24 protein-coding genes are annotated in these 23229 nt (G+C 49.5%); 20 read left to right on the top strand and 4 right to left on the bottom strand.

What is annotated here, in order from left to right; translation table 11 throughout:
* From PGS38_RS14400 to PGS38_RS14340, 13 genes are all read left to right on the top strand, one after another.
* Complete coding sequence (locus PGS38_RS14400) at positions 1–1026, top strand: 4Fe-4S dicluster domain-containing protein (RefSeq protein WP_117801696.1); 1026 nt, start codon at positions 1–3, stop codon at positions 1024–1026.
* Positions 1027–1881: an FAD/NAD(P)-binding protein gene (locus PGS38_RS14395; RefSeq protein ID WP_022461174.1), complete on the top strand. Its 855-nt coding sequence runs from the start codon at positions 1027–1029 to the stop codon at positions 1879–1881.
* Between the two features lie 16 nt (positions 1882–1897).
* The gene (locus PGS38_RS14390) at positions 1898–2572 is read left to right on the top strand and encodes a 2Fe-2S iron-sulfur cluster binding domain-containing protein (protein WP_055265389.1); all 675 of its coding nucleotides are present in this window, start codon (positions 1898–1900) and stop codon (positions 2570–2572) included.
* 14 nt (positions 2573–2586) lie between these two features.
* Positions 2587–4197 (top strand): FAD-dependent oxidoreductase, encoded by a 1611-nt coding sequence (locus tag PGS38_RS14385; RefSeq protein ID WP_055265391.1) that lies wholly within the window; start codon positions 2587–2589, stop codon positions 4195–4197.
* A gap of 126 nt (positions 4198–4323) precedes the next feature.
* Positions 4324–5166, top strand: coding sequence for a fumarate hydratase (locus tag PGS38_RS14380; protein WP_055265393.1), 843 nt, complete (start codon positions 4324–4326; stop codon positions 5164–5166).
* A 2-nt stretch (positions 5167–5168) separates the two neighbouring features.
* Positions 5169–5732 (top strand): Fe-S-containing hydro-lyase, encoded by a 564-nt coding sequence (locus tag PGS38_RS14375; protein WP_118640236.1) that lies wholly within the window; start codon positions 5169–5171, stop codon positions 5730–5732.
* A gap of 174 nt (positions 5733–5906) precedes the next feature.
* Positions 5907–6227, top strand: a complete 321-nt coding sequence (locus PGS38_RS14370) for a hypothetical protein (protein ID WP_022461179.1) — start codon at positions 5907–5909, stop codon at positions 6225–6227.
* Positions 6228–6408: 181 nt separating this feature from the next.
* Positions 6409–7368: a hypothetical protein gene (locus tag PGS38_RS14365; protein WP_118640237.1), complete on the top strand. Its 960-nt coding sequence runs from the start codon at positions 6409–6411 to the stop codon at positions 7366–7368.
* Between the two features lie 222 nt (positions 7369–7590).
* The gene (larB, locus tag PGS38_RS14360) at positions 7591–8343 is read left to right on the top strand and encodes a nickel pincer cofactor biosynthesis protein LarB (RefSeq protein ID WP_118640265.1); all 753 of its coding nucleotides are present in this window, start codon (positions 7591–7593) and stop codon (positions 8341–8343) included.
* On the top strand, positions 8336–9682 hold the full coding sequence (larC, locus tag PGS38_RS14355) for a nickel pincer cofactor biosynthesis protein LarC (RefSeq protein WP_270476389.1): 1347 nt from the start codon (positions 8336–8338) through the stop codon (positions 9680–9682). Before larB ends, larC begins: the two co-directional genes overlap by 8 nt.
* Before the next feature lie 5 nt (positions 9683–9687).
* Positions 9688–10869: a flagellin lysine-N-methylase gene (gene fliB, locus PGS38_RS14350; protein WP_118640239.1), complete on the top strand. Its 1182-nt coding sequence runs from the start codon at positions 9688–9690 to the stop codon at positions 10867–10869.
* A gap of 40 nt (positions 10870–10909) precedes the next feature.
* On the top strand, positions 10910–11374 hold the full coding sequence (locus tag PGS38_RS14345; RefSeq protein WP_118640240.1) for a DUF6198 family protein: 465 nt from the start codon (positions 10910–10912) through the stop codon (positions 11372–11374).
* Between the two features lie 137 nt (positions 11375–11511).
* Complete coding sequence (locus PGS38_RS14340; protein ID WP_118640241.1) at positions 11512–11997, top strand: cytidylate kinase-like family protein; 486 nt, start codon at positions 11512–11514, stop codon at positions 11995–11997.
* A 79-nt stretch (positions 11998–12076) separates the two neighbouring features.
* Here the strand turns inward: PGS38_RS14340 and PGS38_RS14335 are convergent, their stop codons facing one another.
* Positions 12077–12865 (bottom strand): DUF975 family protein, encoded by a 789-nt coding sequence (locus tag PGS38_RS14335; protein ID WP_118640242.1) that lies wholly within the window; start codon positions 12863–12865, stop codon positions 12077–12079.
* Between the two features lie 295 nt (positions 12866–13160).
* Between PGS38_RS14335 and PGS38_RS14330 the strand changes: the two genes are divergently transcribed.
* From PGS38_RS14330 to PGS38_RS14315, 4 genes are all read left to right on the top strand, one after another.
* Positions 13161–14072 (top strand): RelA/SpoT domain-containing protein, encoded by a 912-nt coding sequence (locus tag PGS38_RS14330; protein ID WP_243104844.1) that lies wholly within the window; start codon positions 13161–13163, stop codon positions 14070–14072.
* A 32-nt stretch (positions 14073–14104) separates the two neighbouring features.
* Positions 14105–14332, top strand: a complete 228-nt coding sequence (locus PGS38_RS14325; protein ID WP_118640243.1) for a hypothetical protein — start codon at positions 14105–14107, stop codon at positions 14330–14332.
* Complete coding sequence (locus PGS38_RS14320; RefSeq protein ID WP_022461914.1) at positions 14329–14883, top strand: hypothetical protein; 555 nt, start codon at positions 14329–14331, stop codon at positions 14881–14883. The genes PGS38_RS14325 and PGS38_RS14320 overlap by 4 nt, the downstream gene beginning before the upstream one ends.
* 139 nt (positions 14884–15022) lie before the next feature.
* Positions 15023–16462, top strand: coding sequence for an alanine/glycine:cation symporter family protein (locus PGS38_RS14315; protein ID WP_118640244.1), 1440 nt, complete (start codon positions 15023–15025; stop codon positions 16460–16462).
* 10 nt (positions 16463–16472) lie between these two features.
* Here PGS38_RS14315 and PGS38_RS14310 read toward each other — a convergent pair whose 3' ends face one another.
* Positions 16473–17366: a polysaccharide deacetylase family protein gene (locus PGS38_RS14310; protein ID WP_243104846.1), complete on the bottom strand. Its 894-nt coding sequence runs from the start codon at positions 17364–17366 to the stop codon at positions 16473–16475.
* A 136-nt stretch (positions 17367–17502) separates the two neighbouring features.
* On the opposite strand from PGS38_RS14310, the gene recQ reads away from it, so the two are divergent.
* The 3 genes from recQ (at position 17503) to PGS38_RS14295 (ending at position 20748) form a co-directional block, all read left to right on the top strand.
* Positions 17503–19338, top strand: coding sequence for a DNA helicase RecQ (recQ, locus tag PGS38_RS14305; RefSeq protein WP_118640268.1), 1836 nt, complete (start codon positions 17503–17505; stop codon positions 19336–19338).
* Positions 19339–19390: 52 nt separating this feature from the next.
* Positions 19391–20272 carry a hypothetical protein gene (locus tag PGS38_RS14300; RefSeq protein ID WP_118640245.1) on the top strand — a complete coding sequence of 294 codons (882 nt, stop codon included), beginning with the start codon at positions 19391–19393 and terminating at the stop codon, positions 20270–20272.
* A 137-nt stretch (positions 20273–20409) separates the two neighbouring features.
* Complete coding sequence (locus tag PGS38_RS14295; RefSeq protein WP_055227503.1) at positions 20410–20748, top strand: cyclic-di-AMP receptor; 339 nt, start codon at positions 20410–20412, stop codon at positions 20746–20748.
* Positions 20749–20752: 4 nt separating this feature from the next.
* Here the strand turns inward: PGS38_RS14295 and PGS38_RS14290 are convergent, their stop codons facing one another.
* Positions 20753–21520 carry a TIGR03915 family putative DNA repair protein gene (locus PGS38_RS14290; protein WP_118640246.1) on the bottom strand — a complete coding sequence of 256 codons (768 nt, stop codon included), beginning with the start codon at positions 21518–21520 and terminating at the stop codon, positions 20753–20755.
* A gap of 99 nt (positions 21521–21619) precedes the next feature.
* Entirely contained in the window at positions 21620–23059 is a 1440-nt protein-coding gene (locus PGS38_RS14285) for a putative DNA modification/repair radical SAM protein (RefSeq protein ID WP_055265409.1), read from the bottom strand.
* Positions 23060–23229 lie beyond the last annotated feature (170 nt).

The raw sequence follows: 23229 nt of genomic DNA, 5'->3' as shown, positions 1-23229 counted from the left end.
ATGTATCAGATTAGCAGAGAAAAAATGCCGGAGCTCCTTGCCGCTGTTGCAAAGGAGATGGATCTTTTCCTTCCGGTACAAAACAATGGAATTACCAATTTCGGTTTCTGGACCGAGGACGCAGACGTGGATCTCGATACCTTAAAAACCGTAAAATCCCCGAAAGATGCCTTTTTCCCGCAGAGTGAAATTCTTTACTCCTGCTATCAGAAGGCAAATAAAACCAGCATTGAACCGGCTGCCTTAAAAGACGCACCGTTTGCTATCTTCGGCGTTCGTCCGTGCGATGTCAGAGCGTTCGATGTTCTGGACCGCGTTTTCTTAAGCGAGCCTGCAGACGTTTACTATGCAGCAAGAAGAGAGCACGGCATCGTTGTTTCCCTGGCTTGTCATGAGCCGGAAGACAGCTGCTTCTGTAAAACCTTCGGCATCGATGCTGCAGAACCGGCAGCAGATGTTGCTATGTGGCAGGTAGCTGACGGTTATGCATGGGAAGCAAAAACCGAAAAAGGCCAGAAACTGACCGAGCTTGTAAAAGCTTACCTGACCGAGCAGGATCTTACCAAAGAAGTAGAGGCTGAGAAAGAAGCAATCCGTACTCTGATCGACAAGATGCCAAACAGCAACCTTTCCCTCGAGGGATGGGGCGTTGGCAAGACAAAAGAACGTTTTGACGATCCGAAGTGGAAAGAACTTTCCGATGCCTGCTTAGGCTGCGGAACCTGTACGTTCTCCTGCCCGACCTGCCAGTGCTACGATATCAAAGACTTTAACACCGGAAACGGTGTACAGCGTTACCGCTGCTGGGATTCCTGCATGTACTCTGATTTCACCATGATGGCAGCAGGAAACAACCGTACCACACAGCTGCAGCGTTTCCGTCAGCGTTTCATGCACAAACTGGTATACTTCCCGGACAACAACGACGGAATGTATTCCTGCGTCGGATGTGGACGCTGCGTAGAGAAATGCCCGCAGTCGCTGAACATTGTCAAAGTAATCAAACGCATGGGAGGTACCAAGTAAATGTGCAATTGTAGTTGTGGAAGCGAAGAAAAGAAAAACGCTTTGCTGCCGCAGGTCGGTATCATCACAGATATCCGCCGCGAAACACCGGACGTAAAAACATTCCGTATCGTTCGTCCGGACGGCACCAAGCTGTTTGAACATATGCCTGGCCAGTGCGCAATGCTCTGTGTACCGGGTGTCGGAGAGGCACTGTTTTCCATTACCTCTTCCCCGACAAACAAAGAGTACCAGGAGTTCTCCATCAAGGAGTGCGGTACTTTAACGAATTATCTTCACAACATGTCCGTAGGAGATGAAATCCTGGTTCGTGGACCGTATGGAAATCATTTCCCGGTAGAAACCGTATTAAAAGGACAGGATCTGCTGTTCATCGCCGGAGGTATCGGACTTGCTCCACTGCGTTCTGTTATTAATTACGTACTGGACAATCGTGATAACTACGGTACCGTAGATATCGTTTACGGTTCCCGTTCCAAAGACGATCTGGTACAGTTAAAAGAGATCCAGGAAGTATGGGCGAAAGCAAAAGATGTCAACGTGCATCTGACGATTGACCGTGAACAGGAAGGCTGGGACGGCCATGTAGGATTCGTTCCGAATTATGTGAAAGAACTGAACATGTCCGTTGACAAAACAGCTCTGATCTGCGGACCGCCGATCATGATCAAATTTGTTCTTCAGGGACTTCAGGAGCTGGGCTATGAGAAAACACAGGTTTACACCACTTTGGAGCTTCGTATGAAATGCGGTATCGGAAAATGCGGCCGCTGCAACATCGGAGACAAATACGTCTGCAAAGACGGCCCGGTTTTCCGCTGCGACGAGATTGACGAATTACCGAACGAATATTAAACGGAGGTTGAAGAAAATGCAGGAAATGGTAAATATTTACGTTTACGGCAAAAAGTATTCCGTACCTGGCGATCTGACCATCATGACCGCTATGGAGTACGCCGGATATCAGTTAAAACGCGGATGCGGATGCCGTCACGGATTCTGCGGTGCATGTGCGACCATCTACAGAATCAAAGGAAAAAATGAACTGAAAACCTGTCTGGCATGTCAGACACAGGTAGAAGACGGCATGTATATCGCAAGCCTTCCGTTCTATCCGATCGACAAGAGAACATACGATATCGAAGAGATCAGCGCAGAGCAGAGAGTCATGATGGATCTGTATCCGGAAATCTACAGCTGCGTTGGATGTAATGCATGTACCAAAGGATGTCCGCAGAGCCTGAACGTTATGCAGTATATTGCATACGCACAGAGAGGCGACTTCAAGAAATGTGCAGAAGAGTCCTTCGACTGCATCGGCTGCGGAATCTGTGCATCCCGCTGTCCGGCTGGTATCTCCCATCCGATGGTAGGAGAGCTGGCAAGACGTCTGAACGGAAAATACATTGCTCCGAAGTCTGAACATGTAAAGAACCGTGTAGCAGAGATCAAAGAAGGAAAATTCGATGATCTGATCGAGCAGGTTATGCAGAAACCGATCGAAGAAATGCAGGAACTTTACAACAACCGTGAGATCGAGAAATAAGGAGGGAATTTCGAATGTATACACTGGCCAATATGCAGGACTCTATTAAAAAGGTAGAAGCTACCAGAGCCCAGAGAATGGCAACAGAGCCAAGAAGAATGACAGCGGATGAGAAAGATGCCCTTCTTGCAGCATATCATCCGGACTATAAAGAGGAAGGCTTCATCACCCTGAAAGTCGGCCCGAACAAAGGTGAGAAAGTTCCGACAGAGCTCGGCTATCTGCTGGAGTCCAACAGCCGTATCCTCGGTGTTGACATCGACCTTGACAAAGTAGATTATGACGTAGATGTACTGGTTATCGGTGCCGGTGGAGCAGGTTCTTCTGCAGCTATCGAGGCTCACGAGGCTGGCGCAAACGTTATGATTACCACCAAACTGAGAATTGGTGATGCAAACACCATGATGGCAGAAGGTGGAATCCAGGCAGCGGACAAAGAAAACGATTCCCCGGCACAGCATTATCTGGATGCGTTCGGCGGCGGACACTTTGCTGCAAGACCGGAACTGCTCCGCAAACTGGTTATGGAAGCTCCGGATGCAATCTCCTGGCTGGAAAACCTGGGCGTTATGTTTGATAAAGATGAGAATGGCCGTATGGTAACTACGCACGGCGGCGGAACTTCCAGAAAACGTATGCATGCATGCCGTGACTACTCTGGAGCAGAGATCATGAGAACACTGCGTGATGAAGTCATCAACCGCGGTATTCCGGTGATCGAGTTCTCTTCCGCAGTAGAGCTGATCAAAGACGATAAGGGACAGGTTGCAGGTGCTGTTCTCCAGAACATGGAGACTGGCGAGTACCAGGTAGCAAAGGCAAAAACCGTTATCATCGCAACAGGTGGTGCGGGACGTCTTCACTACAACAACTTCCCGACATCCAACCATTACGGTGCAACCGCTGACGGTCTGATCCTTGGATACCGTGCAGGCGCTCCGCTTCTGTATCAGGATACCATTCAGTACCATCCGACCGGAGCTGCTTACCCGGCTCAGATCTTCGGTGCTCTGGTAACCGAGAAAGTACGTTCTCTGGGCGCAATGCTCGTAAACGTAGACGGCGAAGCATTCATGCATCCGCTGGAAACCCGTGATGTATCTGCAGCAAGCATCATCCGCGAGTGCTCCGACGACCGCAACGAGGGCGTTGAGACTCCACAGGGCAAGGCTGTATGGCTGGATACTCCAATGATCGAGCTGATCCACGGAGAAGGCACCATTGAGAAGAGAATCCCGGCTATGTTCCGTATGTTCATGCAGTATGGCATCGATATGAGAAAAGAGCCGATCCTGGTTTACCCGACGCTGCATTATCAGAACGGTGGACTGGAAATCAACGGCGAAGGCTTTACCAACACCGTAAGCAACCTGCTCGTAGCAGGTGAGGCAGTTGGAGGAATCCACGGAAGAAACCGTCTGATGGGTAACTCTCTGCTGGATGTTATCGTATTTGGCCGTGATGCAGGAAAAGCTGCAGCAGCAAAAGCAAAAGACGTAACACTTGGAAAGATGAATCTGGATCATGTGGAGAAATATGCTGAGACCTTAAAAGAGGCAGGCATTGACACCGGTATGGTATCTCCGCAGCTTCTGCCGGATTATGCAGGAAAGAGACACCTGTAAAATGCAGTAACCGCGAAAAAGCGTGGCCCGGGGCAGAAATACTGTCCCTGGACACGCTTTCCGTGCTGAAAATCCATTGGATGATCGGTATGATAAAATAGCAAGGAAAGAAAGGTGGAGAATCCCATGCGTGAAATTCAGGCTAGTACCATTACGGATGTGGTAGAGAAACTTTGTATCGAAGCAAACTACCATCTTCCGGAAGACGTAAAATGTGCCATCACAGGCTGCCGTGCCTGCGAGGATGGCGAGATTGCAAAAGGTGTTCTGGACAAAATCGTAGAAAATTATGAGATCGCAGACGCACAGAACGTGCCGATCTGCCAGGATACCGGAATGGCATGTGTTTTCCTGGAAATCGGACAGGATGTGCACATCGCAGGAGGAGATCTTGCAGAGGCAGTCAACGAAGGTGTCAGAAGAGGATATGACAAAGGATACTTAAGAAAATCCGTTGTCAAAGATCCGGTCAGAAGAGGAAACACCGGCGACAATACACCGGCTATGCTCTACACCGAGATCGTTCCTGGCGATCAGATCAAAGTAACCGTAGGCCCGAAAGGCTTCGGAAGCGAAAATATGAGTATGATCCGTATGTTCAAGCCGTCCGCAGGTCTTCAGGGAATCAAGGATTTCATCCTGGAAGTTGTTGAGACAGCAGGCCCGAACCCATGCCCGCCTATGGTAGTCGGCGTTGGTATCGGCGGAACCTTCGATAAATGTGCACTGCTTGCGAAAAAAGCACTGATGCGCCCGATCGATTCCGAGAACCCGGATCCGTTCTACGCAGATCTGGAAAAAGAAATGCTGGAGAAAGTCAACAAACTCGGCATCGGACCGCAGGGCTTTGGCGGAAAAACCACAGCCATCGGCCTCAATATCGAGACAATGCCGACTCATATTGCGGGAATGCCGTGTGCAGTCAACATCAACTGCCATGTTACCCGTCATAAAACGGAGGTGATCTGATCATGGAAAAACATATTCAGCTGCCTTTAACAGAAGAACTGGCAAAAACACTGCATGCCGGAGATACCGTATATCTGACCGGAACTATCTATACTTCCCGTGACGCCGGACATAAGAGAATGTGTGAAGCGCTCGCAAGAGGAGAAAAAATCCCGTTTGATCCGACAGACGCTACGATTTACTACGTAGGACCGACCCCTGCAAAACCAGGCCAGGTCATCGGATCTGCAGGTCCTACCACCAGCGGCCGTATGGATGCGTATGCTCCGACCATGATGTCCGTAGGCGCAAGAGGAATGATCGGTAAAGGCGCACGTCTTCCGGAAGTTGTAGAAGCCATGAAGAAATATCATGGCGTATACTTCGGAGCCATCGGCGGAGCCGGCGCACTGCTTGCAAAATGCATCAAAAAAGCAGAGCTGATCGCATACGAAGATCTTGGCGCAGAGGCACTTCGCCGTCTGGAAGTAGAGGATATGCCGCTTTTCGTTATCATCGACTGTGAGGGAAATAACCTGTATGAGATGGGAAGAAAAGAGTATTTAGAAGCGCATAAAGAAGACTAAAGGTTATGCTTCGACGGGTATCTGTGAATGATGATAACGACGAAATAGCATAATACAAGAGAGACCATAGAGCTGTCTGAAAAAATCAGACAGCTCTCAAGCTGAAAAGGCATCAGGGCATTGACACTTGCAAGCGACTTTCGGCAGAAAAAGAAATGAAAGAGGAAGAAAAACATGACTGTAGAAATGATAAGCCACTTACTGGAAGCACTGATGATCCTGTGCTTTGGCCTGTCCTGGCCGCTGTCCATTTATAAATCCTGGACTTCAAGAACAGCAAAAGGAAAGAGCCTTTACTTTGAGGTGTTCATCTGGATCGGATATATTTTCGGTATTGCCAACAAATTCATCAGCTATATGAACAACCCGGACAAAGACTGGATCTTTTTCCTTGCGTGGGCTTTCTATTTCCTGAACATTGCAGAGATCACGGTAGATATGGTGCTGTACTTCCGCAATGTAAAACTGGATAAGAAAAGAGAAGCAGAGAAATAAAGCAGCGGAATACAGTTAAACGAATCCCCGTCCGTGCGGCAGATTATGCTGCATGGGCGGGGATTCTTACGTTTGTCTTAAGTTGCCTTACGATTTCTAAGATGGATTGCATGGTGGGGAGATCGTTTGATATAATGGGAGTATCAGAAACGAAAGCCAAAAATCGGAAGGGAGGATTTTTATGAGACGGTATGCATGGGTAACAGCAGTGTGTCTGGCGGCACTGATGGCAGGCGGATGCGGAAATCAGACAGGGCAGGAAACCAAACAAAATTCGGTGAGCGTATCGGAGAGTGCAGCATCCGGTGAACCAGAGGCAAAATCAGATGATGTGGGATCGGATGGAGATGCGGTGAAAGAGGCCGGGGATGGTTTGGAGAACGACGAAGAAGGAAAAAACGAAAAAGGAGCTTCCGCCGTAAAACTGGAAGAGGGAGAAATCTACCGGGATGATCTGGACGGGGATGCGTCAGAGGAAGAAGTTTCTTTTTCTTTTGAGGGTGATGGGAAAAATGGTCATGACTTCGAAAACTATAAGTATATTCTGACGCTCAACTATGGAGAGCATGTGAAGCAGTTCGAGATCCTGGGCGGATATGAAGCAACCTGGATAATACGAACAAAGAGTGGTGGCCACTATTTGTATCAGGAATCGTATCACGAAGACGGACTATATTCGGTAACCGTTTTCCGGGTATCATCGGATGAAGCTGTGGACCTTGGCTGTCTGGATGGAAGAATTGGAGATAACGGTATAGAAGATGTCAATGCGTTTTCCTGGGTGGAAAGAATCAATCTGCTGGGAACGTATAAAGGGGAACGGAATGTCGGGATCGGAAGCGAGGGGCTCCCGGAGGCGAAAGAAGATGCGTGGAAAATTATCTGGGACAAAAAACCGCTCGTTCTGAAGCAGGAACTGGAAGTTATCGTTCAAAACGAAGACGGAAGCACAGAAAACAGAGTCCTTCCGGCAGGTACGGAACTGATCCCACAGGAAACCGATAAAGAAACGTATCTGGATGCAGAAACTTCGTATGGAACACAGTGCCGGATTGAAGTGGAGACAGAAGACGGATATACTTATATGATTCACGGGGTAGATGAGCATGCATATTTTGCAGATCTTCCGTATGCCGGATAAAGCCGCGAAAAGAAGGGATTGCAGGAACGGGAAAAGAACGGTATACTGTGTATAGAATCTGCTTGACTTAAAGTGCACTTTATAGTTTAGAATAAAGAAAGCTGGAGATTTGCGGTGTCAGAAAAGAGAAGGTTCTGACAAAGCAGAGGTTTCGGCTTTCTTTTTATGTTGTATTGTATGTGGGTGTGAAAAAAAGGAAAAAACGAAAACGAGGTGAATGCTTTGGAGGCAAGAGAGGTATTAGAAAAAGTAAAAAACAACGAAATTTCGATCGAGGAGGCAGAAAAATATTTCAAAAAAGAGCCATTCGAGGAGATGGGATATGCGAAGCTGGATACGCACCGTGAAATCCGGAGCGGATTTGCGGAGGTCATTTTCTGTGCACGGAAGGCGGATGAACATCTGCTGAAGATTTTTACGCGTCTGTACGAGCAGGATGGGGAGGTCTTCGGAACGAGAGCCAGTGAGCATCAGTATGAGCTGATCCGGGAAAAGTTTCCGGAAGTGGTGTATGATCCGCTGTCCCATATTTTGAAAATAGAAAAAAAAGACAAGAAGCGGATCGGCAAAATCGCCGTCTGCACGGCTGGAACCGCGGATATTTCCGTTGCCGAGGAGGCGGCGCAGACCGCAGAATACTTTGGTGCAAACGTTGCGCGTATCTACGATGTCGGTGTGAGCGGTATCCACCGCCTGCTGTCGCGTCTCGATACGATTCAGAGCGCCAACTGCGTTGTAGCCGTTGCCGGTATGGAAGGAGCGCTGGCGAGCGTGCTCGGCGGCTTGGTGGACAAGCCGGTGATTGCTGTTCCGACATCCGTTGGCTACGGGGCCAGCATGAATGGTCTTTCGGCGCTGCTTACGATGATTAATTCCTGTGCGAACGGAATTGCTGTCGTAAACATCGACAACGGTTATGGGGCCGGATATATTGCAACACAGATTAACAGAATGGGAGTGCATAAAGATGAGTAAAAGTTTATATCTGGAGTGCGGGAGCGGAATCAGCGGGGATATGACCGTTGCGGCTCTGCTCGATCTGGGAGCAGACCAGGAGGTACTGGAGAAGGCACTGGCAAGCCTTCAGCTGCCGGGATACAAAACTGCCGTTACGAGAGTGAAAAAATCGGGGCTGGATGCCTGCGACTTCAATGTCATTCTGGATGCGGAGCATGAGAACCACGATCATGATATGGCGTATCTGCATGGGGATATGGCGAAAGCGCATGCACATGGAGAGGAGCATGTACACCATCATGAGCATACGCACGATCATGAGCATGTACATGACCAGAAACATACACACAGCCATGACCAGGAACACGCAGGAGAGCATCAGCACCATCATGAGCACCGCGGCCTGCCGGAGATTCTTGCCATTATCCGCCGCGGTGATCTGACACCGGGAGCGAGAGCTCGGGCAGAGCGGATTTTCCAGATTCTTGCAGAAGCAGAAGCAAAAGCGCACGGTGTGCCGCTCGATCAGGTGCATTTTCACGAGGTAGGAGCGGTCGATTCCATCGTAGATATTGTTGCCGCCGCCGTCTGCCTGGATAACCTGGCGCCGGATGAGGTTATCGTGACGGGGCTTTGCGAGGGAAGCGGCTTCATCCGATGCCAGCATGGACTGATTCCGGTTCCGGTTCCGGCCGTTTTAAATATCGTGCAGACGCACGGCCTGACGCTTATTCCGACCGGAATCAAGGGCGAGCTTGTTACACCGACCGGTGCAGCCATTGTTGCAGCGATCCGCACAAAGGAGAAACTTCCGTATTCCTTCAAATGCACAAAAACAGGTCTTGGAGCCGGAAAACGGACGTATGAGCGGCCGTCACTTTTACGGGCTATGATGCTGGAAACCGAGGAAAATGACGAAAAAGATACGATCTGGAAGCTGGAATGCAATATCGACGACTGCACCGGTGAGGCGCTTGGCTACTGTATGGGAAAACTGCTGCAGGCAGGTGCAAGGGATGTTCATTATATCCCAGTCTATATGAAGAAAAACCGTCCGGCATATCAGCTGGATGTGATCTGCGATGAAGAAAAGCGGGAAACGCTGGAGAGTATTATTTTCACGGAGACAACCACGATCGGAATCCGTCGCTGCCAGATGGAGCGTACCGTGATGAAACGCGAATTTGCAACAATCACGACCGAATACGGGGATGCCGCTGTCAAGATCTGCCGTCATGGGGAGATAGAAAAAGTTTACCCGGAGTACGAGAGTGCCGCACTCATTGCTGAAAAAAGCGGTATGCCGGTTGGTGAGGCCGGTGCGTGGATCGTACAGAAATATAAAGAAGGAAAGTAAAAAACATGAGATATTTGAAACCACATTTTTACGATCAGTTTACATGTACAGCAGGAGATTGTCCGGATACCTGCTGCGCCGGCTGGCAGATTGTGATCGACGAGGATTCTCTGGAGCGGTACGGAAAGGAGCAGGGCGAGTTTGGAAAACGTCTGCGCAATTCCATCGACTGGGAAGAGGAGTGTTTCTATCAGAAGAACCGCCGCTGTGCTTTTTTAAATGATGAGAATCTCTGTGACCTCTACAAGGCACTGGGCCCGGATGCGCTTTGCGATACGTGCCGTCTGTACCCGAGACATACGGAAGAATATGAGGGACTGCGGGAGCTTTCCCTGTCCCTTTCCTGCCCGGAGGCGGCGCGAATCATTCTGTCCTGCCAGGAGCCGGTGCGCTTCCTTGCGGAGGAGACCGACGAGGAGGATGATTTCGAAGAGTTCGATTTCATGATGTTCTCGCAGCTGGAAGATACCAGAGATGTTCTGTTCAAAATTCTGCAGAACCGTACGATGCCGCTGCAGGAGCGCATGAGGGCGGCGGAACAGCTTGCCGAACAGTATCAGATCTGCATGGAAGAACAGCGGGAATACGATATTGATGATCTGCTTCGGAAATATGAGAAGCATTTGGAAGAGGGAACCTTAAGCGAGTGCGCGGCGGAAAGTCTGGCCCAAAAAGGTGTGGACGCTGCGGGATTCCACGTATGGGAACGTCAGAGAAAAGAACTGGCTGTTCTCCGAAGCCTCGAGCGCCTGCGCCCGGAATGGGATGAGGTGCTTGACGGTACAGAAAAAGTGCTGTACCAGAACGGCGAATCTGCTTACCAGGCCATCTGTGAAGAATTCCACCGCACCTTTGGAGCGAAAAGCAGCCGTCGTGCCGAGTGGGAAAACATAGGCGAGCAGCTTCTGATGTTCTTCGCCTATACCTATTTCTGCGGTGCCGTCTACGATGATATGGTCTGTTCCAAAATGGAACTTGCCCTTTTCTCCGTTCGCTGGATCCAGGAAATCCTGCTTGCGCGGTGGCTGGAAAACGGAAAAACACTTTCCATGCATGACGTTGAGGAGCTTTCCTGGCGTTACGCACGCGAGGTTGAGCATTCCGACGATAACCTGAATGCGCTCGAGGACTGGCTGTTTGAGACTTACGCGCCGGAAGGATGTGTACTGGAAGAAGAACAGGAATAGAAGAGGAAGAAAAATCATGCAGGAAAAGCAAAAGAAATAGATGCTGCGTATTGCGCTTTATCTGGTTGGAATTATTGTGCTGGCACTTGGCATCACATTGAATACAAAGACGAACCTCGGCGTGTCGCCCATCATCTCCATTCCGTACGCTGTGGCACAGATTTTTGGCTATGAAACAGGAACGGCAGTCTTTGTGGCGTATCTGATCTTTATCGTATTGCGGATTGTGCTGCTGAAAGGAAAATTTCCACCGTTCCAGCTCTTACAGGTTGCGGCCAGCTACCTGACCAGCGCCTTTATTACCATCTTTGACCGGGTTCTCCCGGTACCTGAACAGATGGGAAGCCGGCTTCTTGTCCTTGCCCTTGCTATCGGAATGATCGGTGCAGGACGACCGGTGGGAATCGGAATCGGCACTGTTGTAGCCATGGTCTGCACGGGAAGAGTGATCGCGCTGTTTAACCATTTTGGAAAGAAGAAAATAGAAGAAATCACAATCGCATAGCACGCCAATACCCCTGTCGAAAAACCTTGAGTTTTCGGTGGGGGTTTGTTATAATGAAAGACAGCGAAAGAAAAATTTTTTGATTTGTCATAAGGCGTTTGTTTGCGTTATGAGAAGTGCGAAGGAGGAAGTGGCAAATGAACTTAGTTATTACGATGAGCCGCCGGTTTGGCACAGGGGCGAGTATTATTGCAAAAGAACTTTCCGAGAGACTGCATATCCCGGTATATGATAAGGACGATGTAGAGCACGGCATGCGTGAAAATGCCTTTGAATCTGAGGCGGATGCGATCCGCGAACTGGCAAAACAGCCGTGTATTATTATTGGACGGTGCGCTTCGGAGTTTCTGAAAAATAAGAGCAACGTCATTAATATTTACGTTTGCGCGGACAAAGAGGATCGCATCAATCGTATCATGAAGTTGTTTTCTCTGACAAGAGAAGCTGCTGAGGTGATGCTGGAAGAGACCGATAAGCAGCGTGCCGAGTATTATTACAAGAATACCGGAAAAACATGGGGAGATGTGAATAACTATCATATGATCCTGAATACATCGGATCTTGGCATCGAGAACTGCGCAGATATTCTGATGCGGTATTTTGAAATGAAAGATTATATCTAAACGAGATACAGAAAAAGTAAGAGATTATAAAAAATCAGGTGTTTCCCAAAAAGAGAAGCACCTGATTTTTTGATCCCATTTAGTAAGTCTGATACGTATTGCTGTAACTGCGGCCAGAGAAGTAATTCTGTTTCAGAATCAGAAACAGTTCGGCATCGGTTGCGTACTCATACGGATTCGCATAGAAGAGACCGACAAGACCGCAGGTGATGGAAGAGAGAATCTTCCATCCGATAAAGGAAAGATCCAGGATGAAGGCATTCATTTTTTCACCATCCATCATTTCACGGCTGATCCGAAATGCGTCCTCTGTGGAAAGATCCGGGCAGTCGGCTAAAAGATACGGTACCATACGGTATTCATAAGATTTTACAATTCCAGGAATAATAAGAAGCAGCGACCAGAGGAAAGTGTAAAGCTTCATCAAAAACAGAGTCCAGACTGTTTTTCCGTAGGCGCCATTCTGGAATCCAGACAGCATATAGCCAAGTCCCGCTTTTTCCATTGAGTTTTCGATGAAAAACCTTGCGCCTCCGACTTCGAAGGGAGCCAGGATAAAAATGTCGATGAGAATAAATGCAAGTCCGATGATAAGAAGCACAATACCACCGAAAACAGAAAAAACAAATTTAACCGGACCAAGCGGGGTGAATCTTTCAGCAAAAGATGCAACATTAAGGTTATCGGAAGAAATGGTAAATCCGGATATACTGGACGTATTGTGCTGATTTCCATTATTGGAATTTCCGGAATTGGAAGTACCGCTTCCGACCAGCAGCGTCAGAATCAGGGCTGCTACCACACAGATCCAGTAATTGCGTAAAAATGCGGCTTTTCCGCGGGTTTTCAGTTGCTCTCGTGTCCACATAAAAAGACCTCCCTCTTAATGTAAGTGTAAACAGCAGACAATTCTGCCAAGTCACGATTATCTTACCATGGGGCAGGTGAAACATCAAGACAGCTTAAGGAAAGTTTAAGAAATTGGCAGAAAGATTAAAGTGGAAATGTGCATTCTTAAATAAAGATTTTACTTGTGAAGCGGGGATGAATGTGCTATAATCTCTCCGGTGCGTCAGAACGCAGCGGGGCCGGGTTTCTCCGGGGTGCGTTCTGAAAAAAAAGAAACCTGTACGTTGAATTGACAAAGAGAGCGAGGAATTTACGTGTATCTGACAAAGGACGAGTTTCTGCAGAAATTTGGAATTCTGCCGCAGGAATTTGAAGAAGCAGATATTTCCTGGGAAGAACTGCTGGAAATTGCGGATGATTATGAACGGCGCCGGCCGACGCTGGAAAAGATCCGAAAAGAATTTGTGGCAGAATTTCTGCAGGACAAGGAAAAAGAGATCGGACTGCAGTCGTACCACAGCCGCCTGAAGGACACCGAACACCTGGTGGAAAAGCTGGTGCGCAAGCGTCTGGAAAATTATGCAAAATACCGGAAAATGGATGCGACAAACTATATGCGTTATGTGACAGACCTGATCGGAATCCGGGGACTTTTGCTGTATCGGGAGGACTGGGTAAACTTCCATAAATATATTACCCACTGGTTTAAAAACGATCCGGAAAAATACATCCGTGATTACGGCCGCGACTACGACAAAAATGCGTCGGGCTATATGGCAGAGCCGCCGAAAGTCCATACAAGACTTGGCGATTACGCCGACATCTATGTGAACTGGATTCCGGAGGAGAACATTCTGGACCGGAAACATTACCGTGCGGTGCATTACATTGTCGTTTACCGCGGCGTCTATATTGAAATTCAGATTAAGACGCTGTTCGAGGAGGGCTGGGGAGAGATTGACCACAGCATTCTTTATCCGCGGCGCAAGGGAAACGCCATGCTGACCGAGTTTTCCGAGCTGCTGAACCGTCTGGCGGGCATGGGAGATGAGATGGGATCGTTCTACCGCCGTCTCCAGGTTGTGCCGGATGAGAAGTTCCAGAGCAAGGAAACGATCGTGCGCAAGCGTGAATTAAAACCGCAGGTCAAGGCAGCGGTGGAAAAACGCGATCTGAACGAAATTCATACGATGGATGATGCCGTCTGGAGCATACTGAAAGAATAAAACTGCTTTTCAGAAATGGGAAAGGATAAAAAATGGATGGAAGAAACACGGGCCGTATGGGATTCTCCCATGCAGCGGAGAATTCTGCGGAGAATATGATGGCGGCAGTCAAAGCCGGAAAAATCCGAAAACATCTGATGGGAAATACTTCGCCGATCCGCTATGGAACGATGGAAAAACGCGAGATGACCGAATATACCGACTTTGTCCGGACGAAACTCTGTTATGAAATTCTGAATCTGCCCGGGGAGGAAAAATGAATACAATAGAAAAAATATATACAAACTACGACGGACTCCTGGAAGAATTTTCTGAGGAAGTGATTCAGAGCCGTTATGCCGTTTTTTATGAAGAGATCGAAGAATTTGCCAAAAGTCTCGGCATTCGCGAGAAAATCCAGATCAGTGAATCGCTGTTAAGCCATGCGGTGCTGGACTATTTCACGGATATTTCCCGCCTGAAACATTTTCACCAGGCGAAACATATCAATTCGCTGAAAGTAATCTCTTATGAGACATACTGGCTGCTGCGGAGAAAACCGATCCAGATTCTGGTGGAGGATGAGACATCGGATGCGATGGCATTTCTGAATGAAAAATTTGTCTTTTCCCGCATTGCAAAGTATCTGATGGGTGACGGAAAACGGGTGATTTTAAGCCCGGAAACGAAAAAGGGCTTCTTGAACTATCTGGATTCTCTGTTTTATTACTTGAAATACCGCAATTACGATGCGGAAATGCTCGAGATGATGCTGATGGGCTTCAAAGCGGGCGTTCTGGTGGCGGACGATTTAAAAGAGCAGGAATCCTGAGAACGGGCGAAAGCAGAATACAGTAAAATAGGATGAACACAGAAAGAACCGGACGGGGCTGCAGGCCGCTGTCGGGTTCTTTTTTTGCACAGCTCTGCATAAAGTGCAAAGAAAACGTTGTGATGTACGGGGAAGGAAAATGAGTGCAGACAATCTGGAAAAAATCCATGCATTTCTAAAAAAGGCGAATGAAATCGCCTGGGGGCCGCCGCTTCTTTTTCTGCTGCTTGGGACAGGCATTTTTCTGATGATCCAGCTTCGTGCGCTGCCGGTTCGCCGTCTGGTTTTTGCACTTCGGACAGCGTTTGGCCGCAGAGCGAGGCGCACCGGGGAACCAACAGAAGCAGGTGTTTCGCCGTTCGCATCGTTGATGACGGAACTGGCAGCAGAGATCGGGACAGGCAATATCGTGGGCGTTGCCTCGGCGATGGCACTTGGCGGTCCGGGAGCACTGGTGTGGATGATGCTGGCAGCGGTGATAGGACTTGCACTGAAATTTTCGGAGAGCTTTCTTTCTGTGAAGTACCGGATGCAAAAGAAAGACGGGACCTACTGCGGTGGTCCGATGGTAACGCTGACGAGAGCCTTTCCAGAGGAAAAACTGGCAAAGGTGCTGGCTGTATTTTTTTCCGGGAGTGCCGTTCTAGTATCGCTCGGAATGGGAAATATGACGCAGGCGAACTCGATTGCGCTGGCGATGCAGGATACCTTTGGCGTGGAAAGAGAAAAAAGTGCACTGGTACTGACGATTCTTCTGCTGCTCGTTGTGACAGGCGGACTGCGTTCCATTGCAAAAGCGGCGGAGGTGCTGGTACCGGGGATGGCGCTCTTTTATCTGTGCGGGGCAGGAATTGTGATCTGTCTGCATGGTGGCGAGCTTCCGCGAACGCTGTCCGAGATGGTGCAGAATGCATTTTCTTTCCGGGCGGCATCGGGAGGCGCAGTGGGAGCCGGAATTGCCCTGCTGCCGCCGGCTCTGCGGTATGGGGTTTCCCGCGGTGTGTTTTCCAATGAAGCGGGGCTGGGAGCAGGCGGAATCAGTGCCGCTGCGGCGCAGACGGACGATCCGGTGCGGCAGGGATATATCAGTATGACCGGTGTGTTTGTTGATACCATGGTAATCTGCCTTGTGACCGGTCTTGCCGTCGGAGTGACCGGGGCGGCAGAGCGGGCAGCGGAAGCGGAAAAAGCGGATGGCGCGGCGATGGTAATCCGGGCATTTGAAAGTGTGTTCGGACCGGCGGGAGGTTATCTTGTTACGATCGGGATTCTGCTGTTCGCGTTTGCAACGATGGCGGGCTGGGCCTACCAGGGGGAGCAGGCGTTTGTCTGGCTGGTGAAAAAGGAGAGTTTCGGAATGGTTTACCGTGTTTTCTTCTGCTTTGCAGCATCAGCAGGATGTGTCTGTGTGGCAGAAATCGTCTGGAACTTTGCAGAGCTTGCCAATGCCTGCATGGCGGTGCCGAACCTGATTTGTGTGCTGCGGCTCTGGAAAACAGTAAAAGAAGGGGCAGTCAGGTTTGAGAGCAGCATAAAAAAGTCGGAACAGAGGAAAAACGGAGGCAGGGGAGGAACATGAGAAAACGTATTCAGGCAGATTTCACGGTGAGCTGGTTCAGAGAGCCAAAAGAATAGCCCATTTCTTCCCACTTTGTCAGCAGCTCATCGAGAATCTCCGCGTTGGTTGAGGAGGTGTTATGAAGCAGAACGATGGCGCCGGGATGAATGCGTCCGGTCAGCTTTTCGAAAGCCTCCTCGTGGGTTGGCTGCTGATCCTGGTACCAGTCTACATAGGCGAGACTCCAGAAAAACGTATGGTATCCGAGGTCCTTTGCCATCTGCAGGTTCTGTGTGCTGTATTTTCCCTGCGGCGGGCGGTAAAATTTCACCATTTCCTGGCCGGTGGTCTCCTGATAAAGAGTGGAGACTCGGTTCAGTTCTTCGGAGAAGGCTTCCTGCGTGGAGATTTTGGACATATCCGGGTGCGACCAGGTGTGGTTTCCGACGATATGGCCTTCTGCCGCCATGCGTTTGACAAGATCCGGCTGGTCGGAGAGAAAATTGCCGACGACAAAGAACGCTGCGGGTGCCTGATGCTTCTGGAGTGCGTCAAGGATCGCCGGGGTGTTGCCGTTTTCATAGCCGCAGTCAAACGTCAGATAGATGATGTTTTCTTCCGGTGAAGCGGCAAACCAGGCGTTGTAGGCGGCAAGCTCTTCGGATGTAGCATTGCCGACGGGAGTCTTCCCTTTTTCCGGGAAGGAGAGCCCCCAGTTTTCGGCAGCAGAGGAGAGGACGGGCATCGAAACGGAAGAAACAGGTGTCTCCGGCGCAGCAGAGAGAAAAACTGGGGCTGCCTTTCGGAGCGCACGGCAGGTAAAGTGGGACAGAACAGAGCCAAAAAGAAAAGCGGAGCAGAAAAAAGCGGCGGCGATACCGGCTTTTTTCAGGATCCGGCGGGAAAGGGGTGAAAGAGAACGCATAAAATCCCCCTCCAGGACTTTTTGAGACAATATATGTATGGATGAAAGAAAACATGCGGCACACATCTGTTTGACTTTACCTGCAATCTATGTCACAATGGAGGTAGAGTGGATGGAAAGGGCAGAGAAAAACAAGATGACAAAATATGAGGTTTTAAAAAAGTACTTCGGTTACGATTCCTTCCGAGAGGGGCAGGAGATGCTGGTGGATGCGCTTCTGAACGGACAGGACGTGCTCGGCATTATGCCGACCGGAGCAGGAAAATCGCTGTGTTATCAGATTCCGGCGCTTCTGCTGCCAGGAATTACCCTGGTGGTATCACCGTTGATTTCTCTGATGAAGGATCAGGTATCGACCCTGAACCAGGCGGGGATTCACGCTGCGTTTCTGAACAGCTCCTTAAGTGCGGCGCAGTACCGGAAGGCACTCGGCTTTGCCATGGAGGGCCGGTACAAGATTATTTATGTCGCCCCGGAACGCCTTCTGACACCGGAATTTTTGTGCGCGGTGCAGTCGATGGAAATTTCGATGATTAGTGTTGATGAGGCACACTGTATTTCCCAGTGGGGTCAGGATTTCCGCCCAAGCTACCTGAAAATCACAGAGTTTGTCGAGCAGCTTCCCGCACGGCCGGTGATCGGTGCCTTTACGGCAACGGCAACAAAAGAGGTACGGGATGATATCGAAGCACTGCTGTCTTTGCGTGATCCGGTACGTCTGGTCACAGGCTTTGACCGGAAAAATCTGAAATTTACGGTACAGCAGCCGAAAGATAAATTCGCAGCCGTGGAATCATTCCTTGCAGAGCACGAGGCGGACTGCGGAATTATTTACTGTCTGACCAGAAAAAATGTGGAGGAGGTCTGTGAGAAACTCGAGCAGAAAGGATATTCTGTCACAAGATACCATGCGGGTCTTTCTGACCTGGAACGGCAGGAAAACCAGGAAGATTTTATTTATGACCGGAAGCAGATCATGGTAGCGACAAACGCTTTTGGTATGGGAATCGATAAATCGAATGTGCGGTACGTCATCCATTATAATATGCCGAAAAATATGGAAAGCTATTACCAGGAGGCCGGCCGTGCGGGACGGGATGGCCTTCCGGCGGAATGCATTCTGCTGTACGCGGGACAGGATGTGATCACAAACCAGTTTTTTATCGAAAACATGGCGCAGGAGAGTGAGGATCCCGAGACGACAGCGCTGATCCGTCAGCGGGAGGAGGAACGGCTGAAGAAAATGACGTTTTACTGTTTCACCCATGAGTGTCTCAGAGATTATATCCTGCGGTATTTCGGGGAATACGGTTCCAATTACTGTGGAAACTGTTCCAGCTGCCTCTCGGAATTTGAAACGGTGGATGCGACAGCGACGGCAAAGGCAATCCTTGGCTGTGTGCGGGAATGCCGTCAGCGGTACGGCACGACGGTGATTCTCGATACCCTGCACGGTGCGAATACCGCGAAAATCCGCCAGTACCGCATGGATGAAAACTCCCATTACGGGGAACTGGCAAAAGAGCCGGTCTACCGGCTGCGGCAGATCTTAAATGAACTGCAGGTTCGGGAATATCTCTATGTAACGGCCGACACATACAGCATTGTGCGCCTGTTGCCAAAAGCGGCGGAGCTGCTGGATGAGGACGGCACGATGCTGATGAAGATGGCAAAAGAAGAAAAACGGATTCCGAAAGCCGCAAAAGAGAAGACAAAGACAAAAACCTCGGCAGCGGCAAAGGAGCTTTCCAACGAGGAGGCCGTGGTATTCGAAAAACTGCGGGCACTTCGGATGGAGCTTGCAAAGGAGCATAAAGTGCCTCCGTATATTATCTTTTCGGATAAAACACTGATCCAGATGGCGGTAGAGAGACCGTCAAATAAAGAGGAAATGCTGGCTGTTTCCGGGGTCGGCGAGAGCAAGTTTGAAAAATACGGGGAGCAGTTTCTTGCATGTCTTGCAGAAAGATAAAACAAGTCGTGTAAAAAAAACGGGAAAACAACAGGAAAGGAAGAATACGCTTATGAAAAAAGAAAACGCAGTTATTTTTGGAGTGACCGGTGTTGTAGTTGCCGCCGTGCTGATTGGAGGCGGAATCTATATGAAAACGGAACGGGACCGAAATCTGAATGCAGATACAGAAAGTGCTGCAGAGGACAGCAATAGGGCAGAAGAAGTACAGAAAGCCGTATTTCTTGCAGAAGATTCCGGGTTATGGTACCTGGGAGATCTGGAACACGGAAACATCTATGTGACACATACACCGTCCGACACACTTTACGATGAAAATGGAAATGCCATTGATCCGTCCGAGATCAAAAAAGGAGATTTTCTTCAAGTGGAGGGCGACGGTATTATGCTGAACTCCTATCCGGGACAATATCCGGGTATCAGCCGTATTATGAGAATCAGCGGCGGTACGGAGGCGGATGCAGAAAAATTCGATGAGGAACTTTCCCAGATTCTGCCGGAAAAGGATCCATCGGAAATTCCGTTTCTGAATCTGTGCTACACACAGCCAAATGCCCAGGTGACAGCTATGGCAACACAGGGAGGTTATACCTGGTCTTATGTTGATGAGGACGGCAATGGTCAGAACGTCGTTGCGGACAGTGCGTTCATTCTGGAATGGACGGAACTGAGTGATCTGAATATAGAAAATGACGAAGGAAAAACCGATCTGGAGCTTGTCTTCTCGGAGGAGCCGGATTCTGTCACAGCAGAAAGATGGCCGGCCGAAGACCGGGGGCAGAACTTTGGCAATGGTTACCCGGAGGGAGAAAGCGTTTCTGTGGAGCATGCGGAGAGCTGGAGCATTCCGGGAGCCGAGGCCGGCTACATCTACGAAGTGGACGCGGTATTCGAAAATGGAACCGTGTCATACGGATTTGAAGTGAAAAAGTAAAAAAAGACTTTCTTTTTCCGTGATATTATGCTATTTTTACTGTGAAAACAGAAAAATGCAATGTGCCATACGGCATAAGCAGCTGACTTTTCAAAAATCAGAATCCGTTTGACCGGAGGATGCGAGGAGGAATTTGTATGAAGTTAATTGTTGCTGTATTACGGAAAGAGGACGAGGCAGACACCATTGCCGAGTTGAACAAAAAAGGCTTTTTTGTGACGGAGCTTGCCACGACCGGCGGTTTCCTGAAGGAGAAGAACACAACACTGCTGATCGGAACCGATGATCATAAGCTCGACGCTGTGCTTGCGATCTTAAAACAGGAAGCAGGGCTTCGGAAAACAGTTACCTATGCGGCCACCCCGATGGAAAGCGGAAACTTCTGCCCGGGCGGAAATTACTCTGTTCCGATTGATACCCAGACAGGAGGCTGTACTGTGTTTGTGCTGAACATGGAACAGCTGGAAAAATTCTAAGACTCTAAAGATTTTTAAATTCCGGCATATGATTCTGGTAGTGGAGCGGCAGATGCGTACGCTGACAGTCGGGATTGGAACGCTCTTTGATGGCAATTGCGGTGAAAAATCCTTTCCAGAGTTCTTCGTAAGGATCCGAAGTGGATTCCGTGAGGGAAAGGCGTTCTATTTCACCCGGAGAAAGACGGGTCAGATAAAAGGGCCGGTCAGCGGGATGCACGACGGCAAGCTGCCGGTTATCATCGAGAATCATCCAGTTTTCTGAGGGGAGCCGGTCAGAAAAATGGGGAGCGACCAGGGTCAGCACATTAGCTTTCGGGGAAATATGCGAGACCAGGATCGGAAAACCGGAGGAAATATTTGCAAAACGGATAAATTCCCGGAACAAATGCGCTTCATTTGTGACCTGACGGGAAACTTCAAAAGCGTGGAATACCGCCGGTTCCTGCAGCATATGCAGAGTATCCTTTCCATAGGAAAAGCCGTAGAGCAGAAAACGATAAATGATGTCGGGAGCGTCGCTTCTCTCGGACATTGCACAGAGATAGACGAGCCGCCAGGCTGCTGCGCCGATCTTCTTTTGAATGGATCGCGTGACGCTGGCGGCTTTTTCTGTGTCCGGCTCAACATGGCAGTAATCGCAGAACAGCTCCAGATTGCCGACTGGTTCCGTCATCAGCCGTACATTGCGGTAGCCGACACGGGAATTCCAGGCTTCATAGATGCAGGTCAGGATCGACGCAAGATCCGGGCTGCAGGTGTAAACAGTCATAATAAAATCCTTTCTGAAATCAATTGATACAGACAACAGCCTTCTGCAAAAAAGCGCAGATACAGCAAAAAGGCTTTTCCATGAAAAGAACGCCCGGGATTATATATGCCCAGGTACGGCAGCATCAAACAGAGAAAGCTGCTGATACTGTTCCGGATGGGAAACCTCCCAGTTGGAGGCGGCTTCCTCTCCCGTGAGCTGCCGGGTCAGAAACTGCTGTTCCAGCCGCATGTGATACATCATTTTTCCCTCGCAGGTGATAAAATATTTGGCGCGTTTCAGCACCACACCGATCTTTTTCAGGTGCTCAAAGGAAAGATGGGAGCTTCTGCGGCTCTTTACAATCCGCATGGCCGATTTCGGCCCGATGCCGGGAACGCGCAGAAGGTCGGCATACTCAGCCGTGTTGATCTCCACCGGAAACAGCTCCATATGGCGCAGTGCCCAGTCGCATTTCGGGTCGAGCTGTGCATGGAAGTTCGGGTGGGCTTCATCGAGCAGTTCATCCGCCTGAAAACCGTAGAAGCGGAGCAGCCAGTCTGCCTGATAAAGGCGGTGTTCCCGAAGAAGCGGCGGCTTGGTTTCACGTGAGGGCAGGGCGGAATCCTCGTTGACCGGAATGTAGGCGGAGTAAAAGACGCGCTTCAGGTCATACTGCTGGTAGAGAAGCTGTGAGGTGGAGAGAAGCTGGTAATCGTTTTCCTTTGTCGCACCGATGATCATCTGCGTGCTCTGGCCGGCAGGAACGAAGGGAGCAGAGCGTTCCTTTTCCGGCAGCGACCGCGCGGAGGAAGAAGAGATCCAGCCCAGATCGGCAGCGGAGGCGGAAATCTGTTTTCGTGTATCGAAAATGGAGTGGGAGAGATAGCGGTTTCCCGAGGAACGCTCTAAAAAAGCACTTTTCCCTGCGGTCAGCCGGTAATCTACAATACCGGACTGGATCTGGCGCATGGGTTTTAAAATCGCTTTCTGTGTCTTCTGCGGGGCCAGTTTCTGCAGCCCTTCTCCGGTCGGGAGTTCCAGATTGACGCTCATGCGGTCGGCGAGATAGCCGGTCTTTTCGATCAGCTCGGCGGGTGCACCCGGGATAGCTTTGACGTGGATGTAGCCGTTAAAGCGGTAACGATTACGTAAAAGATGCAGAGTGCGGTACATGAGCTCCATCGTATGGGCAGGATTTTTGCAGACGGCGGAACTTAAAAAGAGTCCCTCAATATAGTTTCGGCGATAAAATTCCGTGACGAGTGTACAGACCTCCTCCGGTGTAAACGTGGCGCGCTGCCGGTCATTCCCGGCGCGGTTGACACAGTATTTACAGTCGTAGATACAGTCGTTGCTCTGCAGAATTTTCAACAGAGAGATACAGCGTCCGTCGGAAGAAAAGCTGTGGCAGATACCGCAGGAGACCGAATTGCCGAGATGTCCCTGTTTTCCGGCACGGTTCACACCGCTGGAAGTGCACGCAACGTCGTATTTGGCCGCGTCAGCGAGAAGATTCAGCTTCTCGGAGAGAGAAAGTGTTTGTGATGATAACTGCATGGCAGAAAAATTCCTTTCTATGTCCAAATGAATACGAATAAAAGTAAAACAATAAGATAACAGGTATTTTACAAAAAGAACAACTGTTCGATAAAGAAAGTGTAACATAAATCGAACGAATGTTCAAGAGAAAAAATGAAAATAGCACAAGAAAATACTGGAAGAAAAGA

Origin of the sequence: Fusicatenibacter saccharivorans (genome assembly GCF_027667425.1) — a bacterium.
GTDB lineage: Bacteria > Bacillota > Clostridia > Lachnospirales > Lachnospiraceae > Fusicatenibacter > Fusicatenibacter saccharivorans.
Note: the sequence above shows the minus strand (reverse complement) of the source record. Positions and strands in the feature narration are given on the sequence as shown.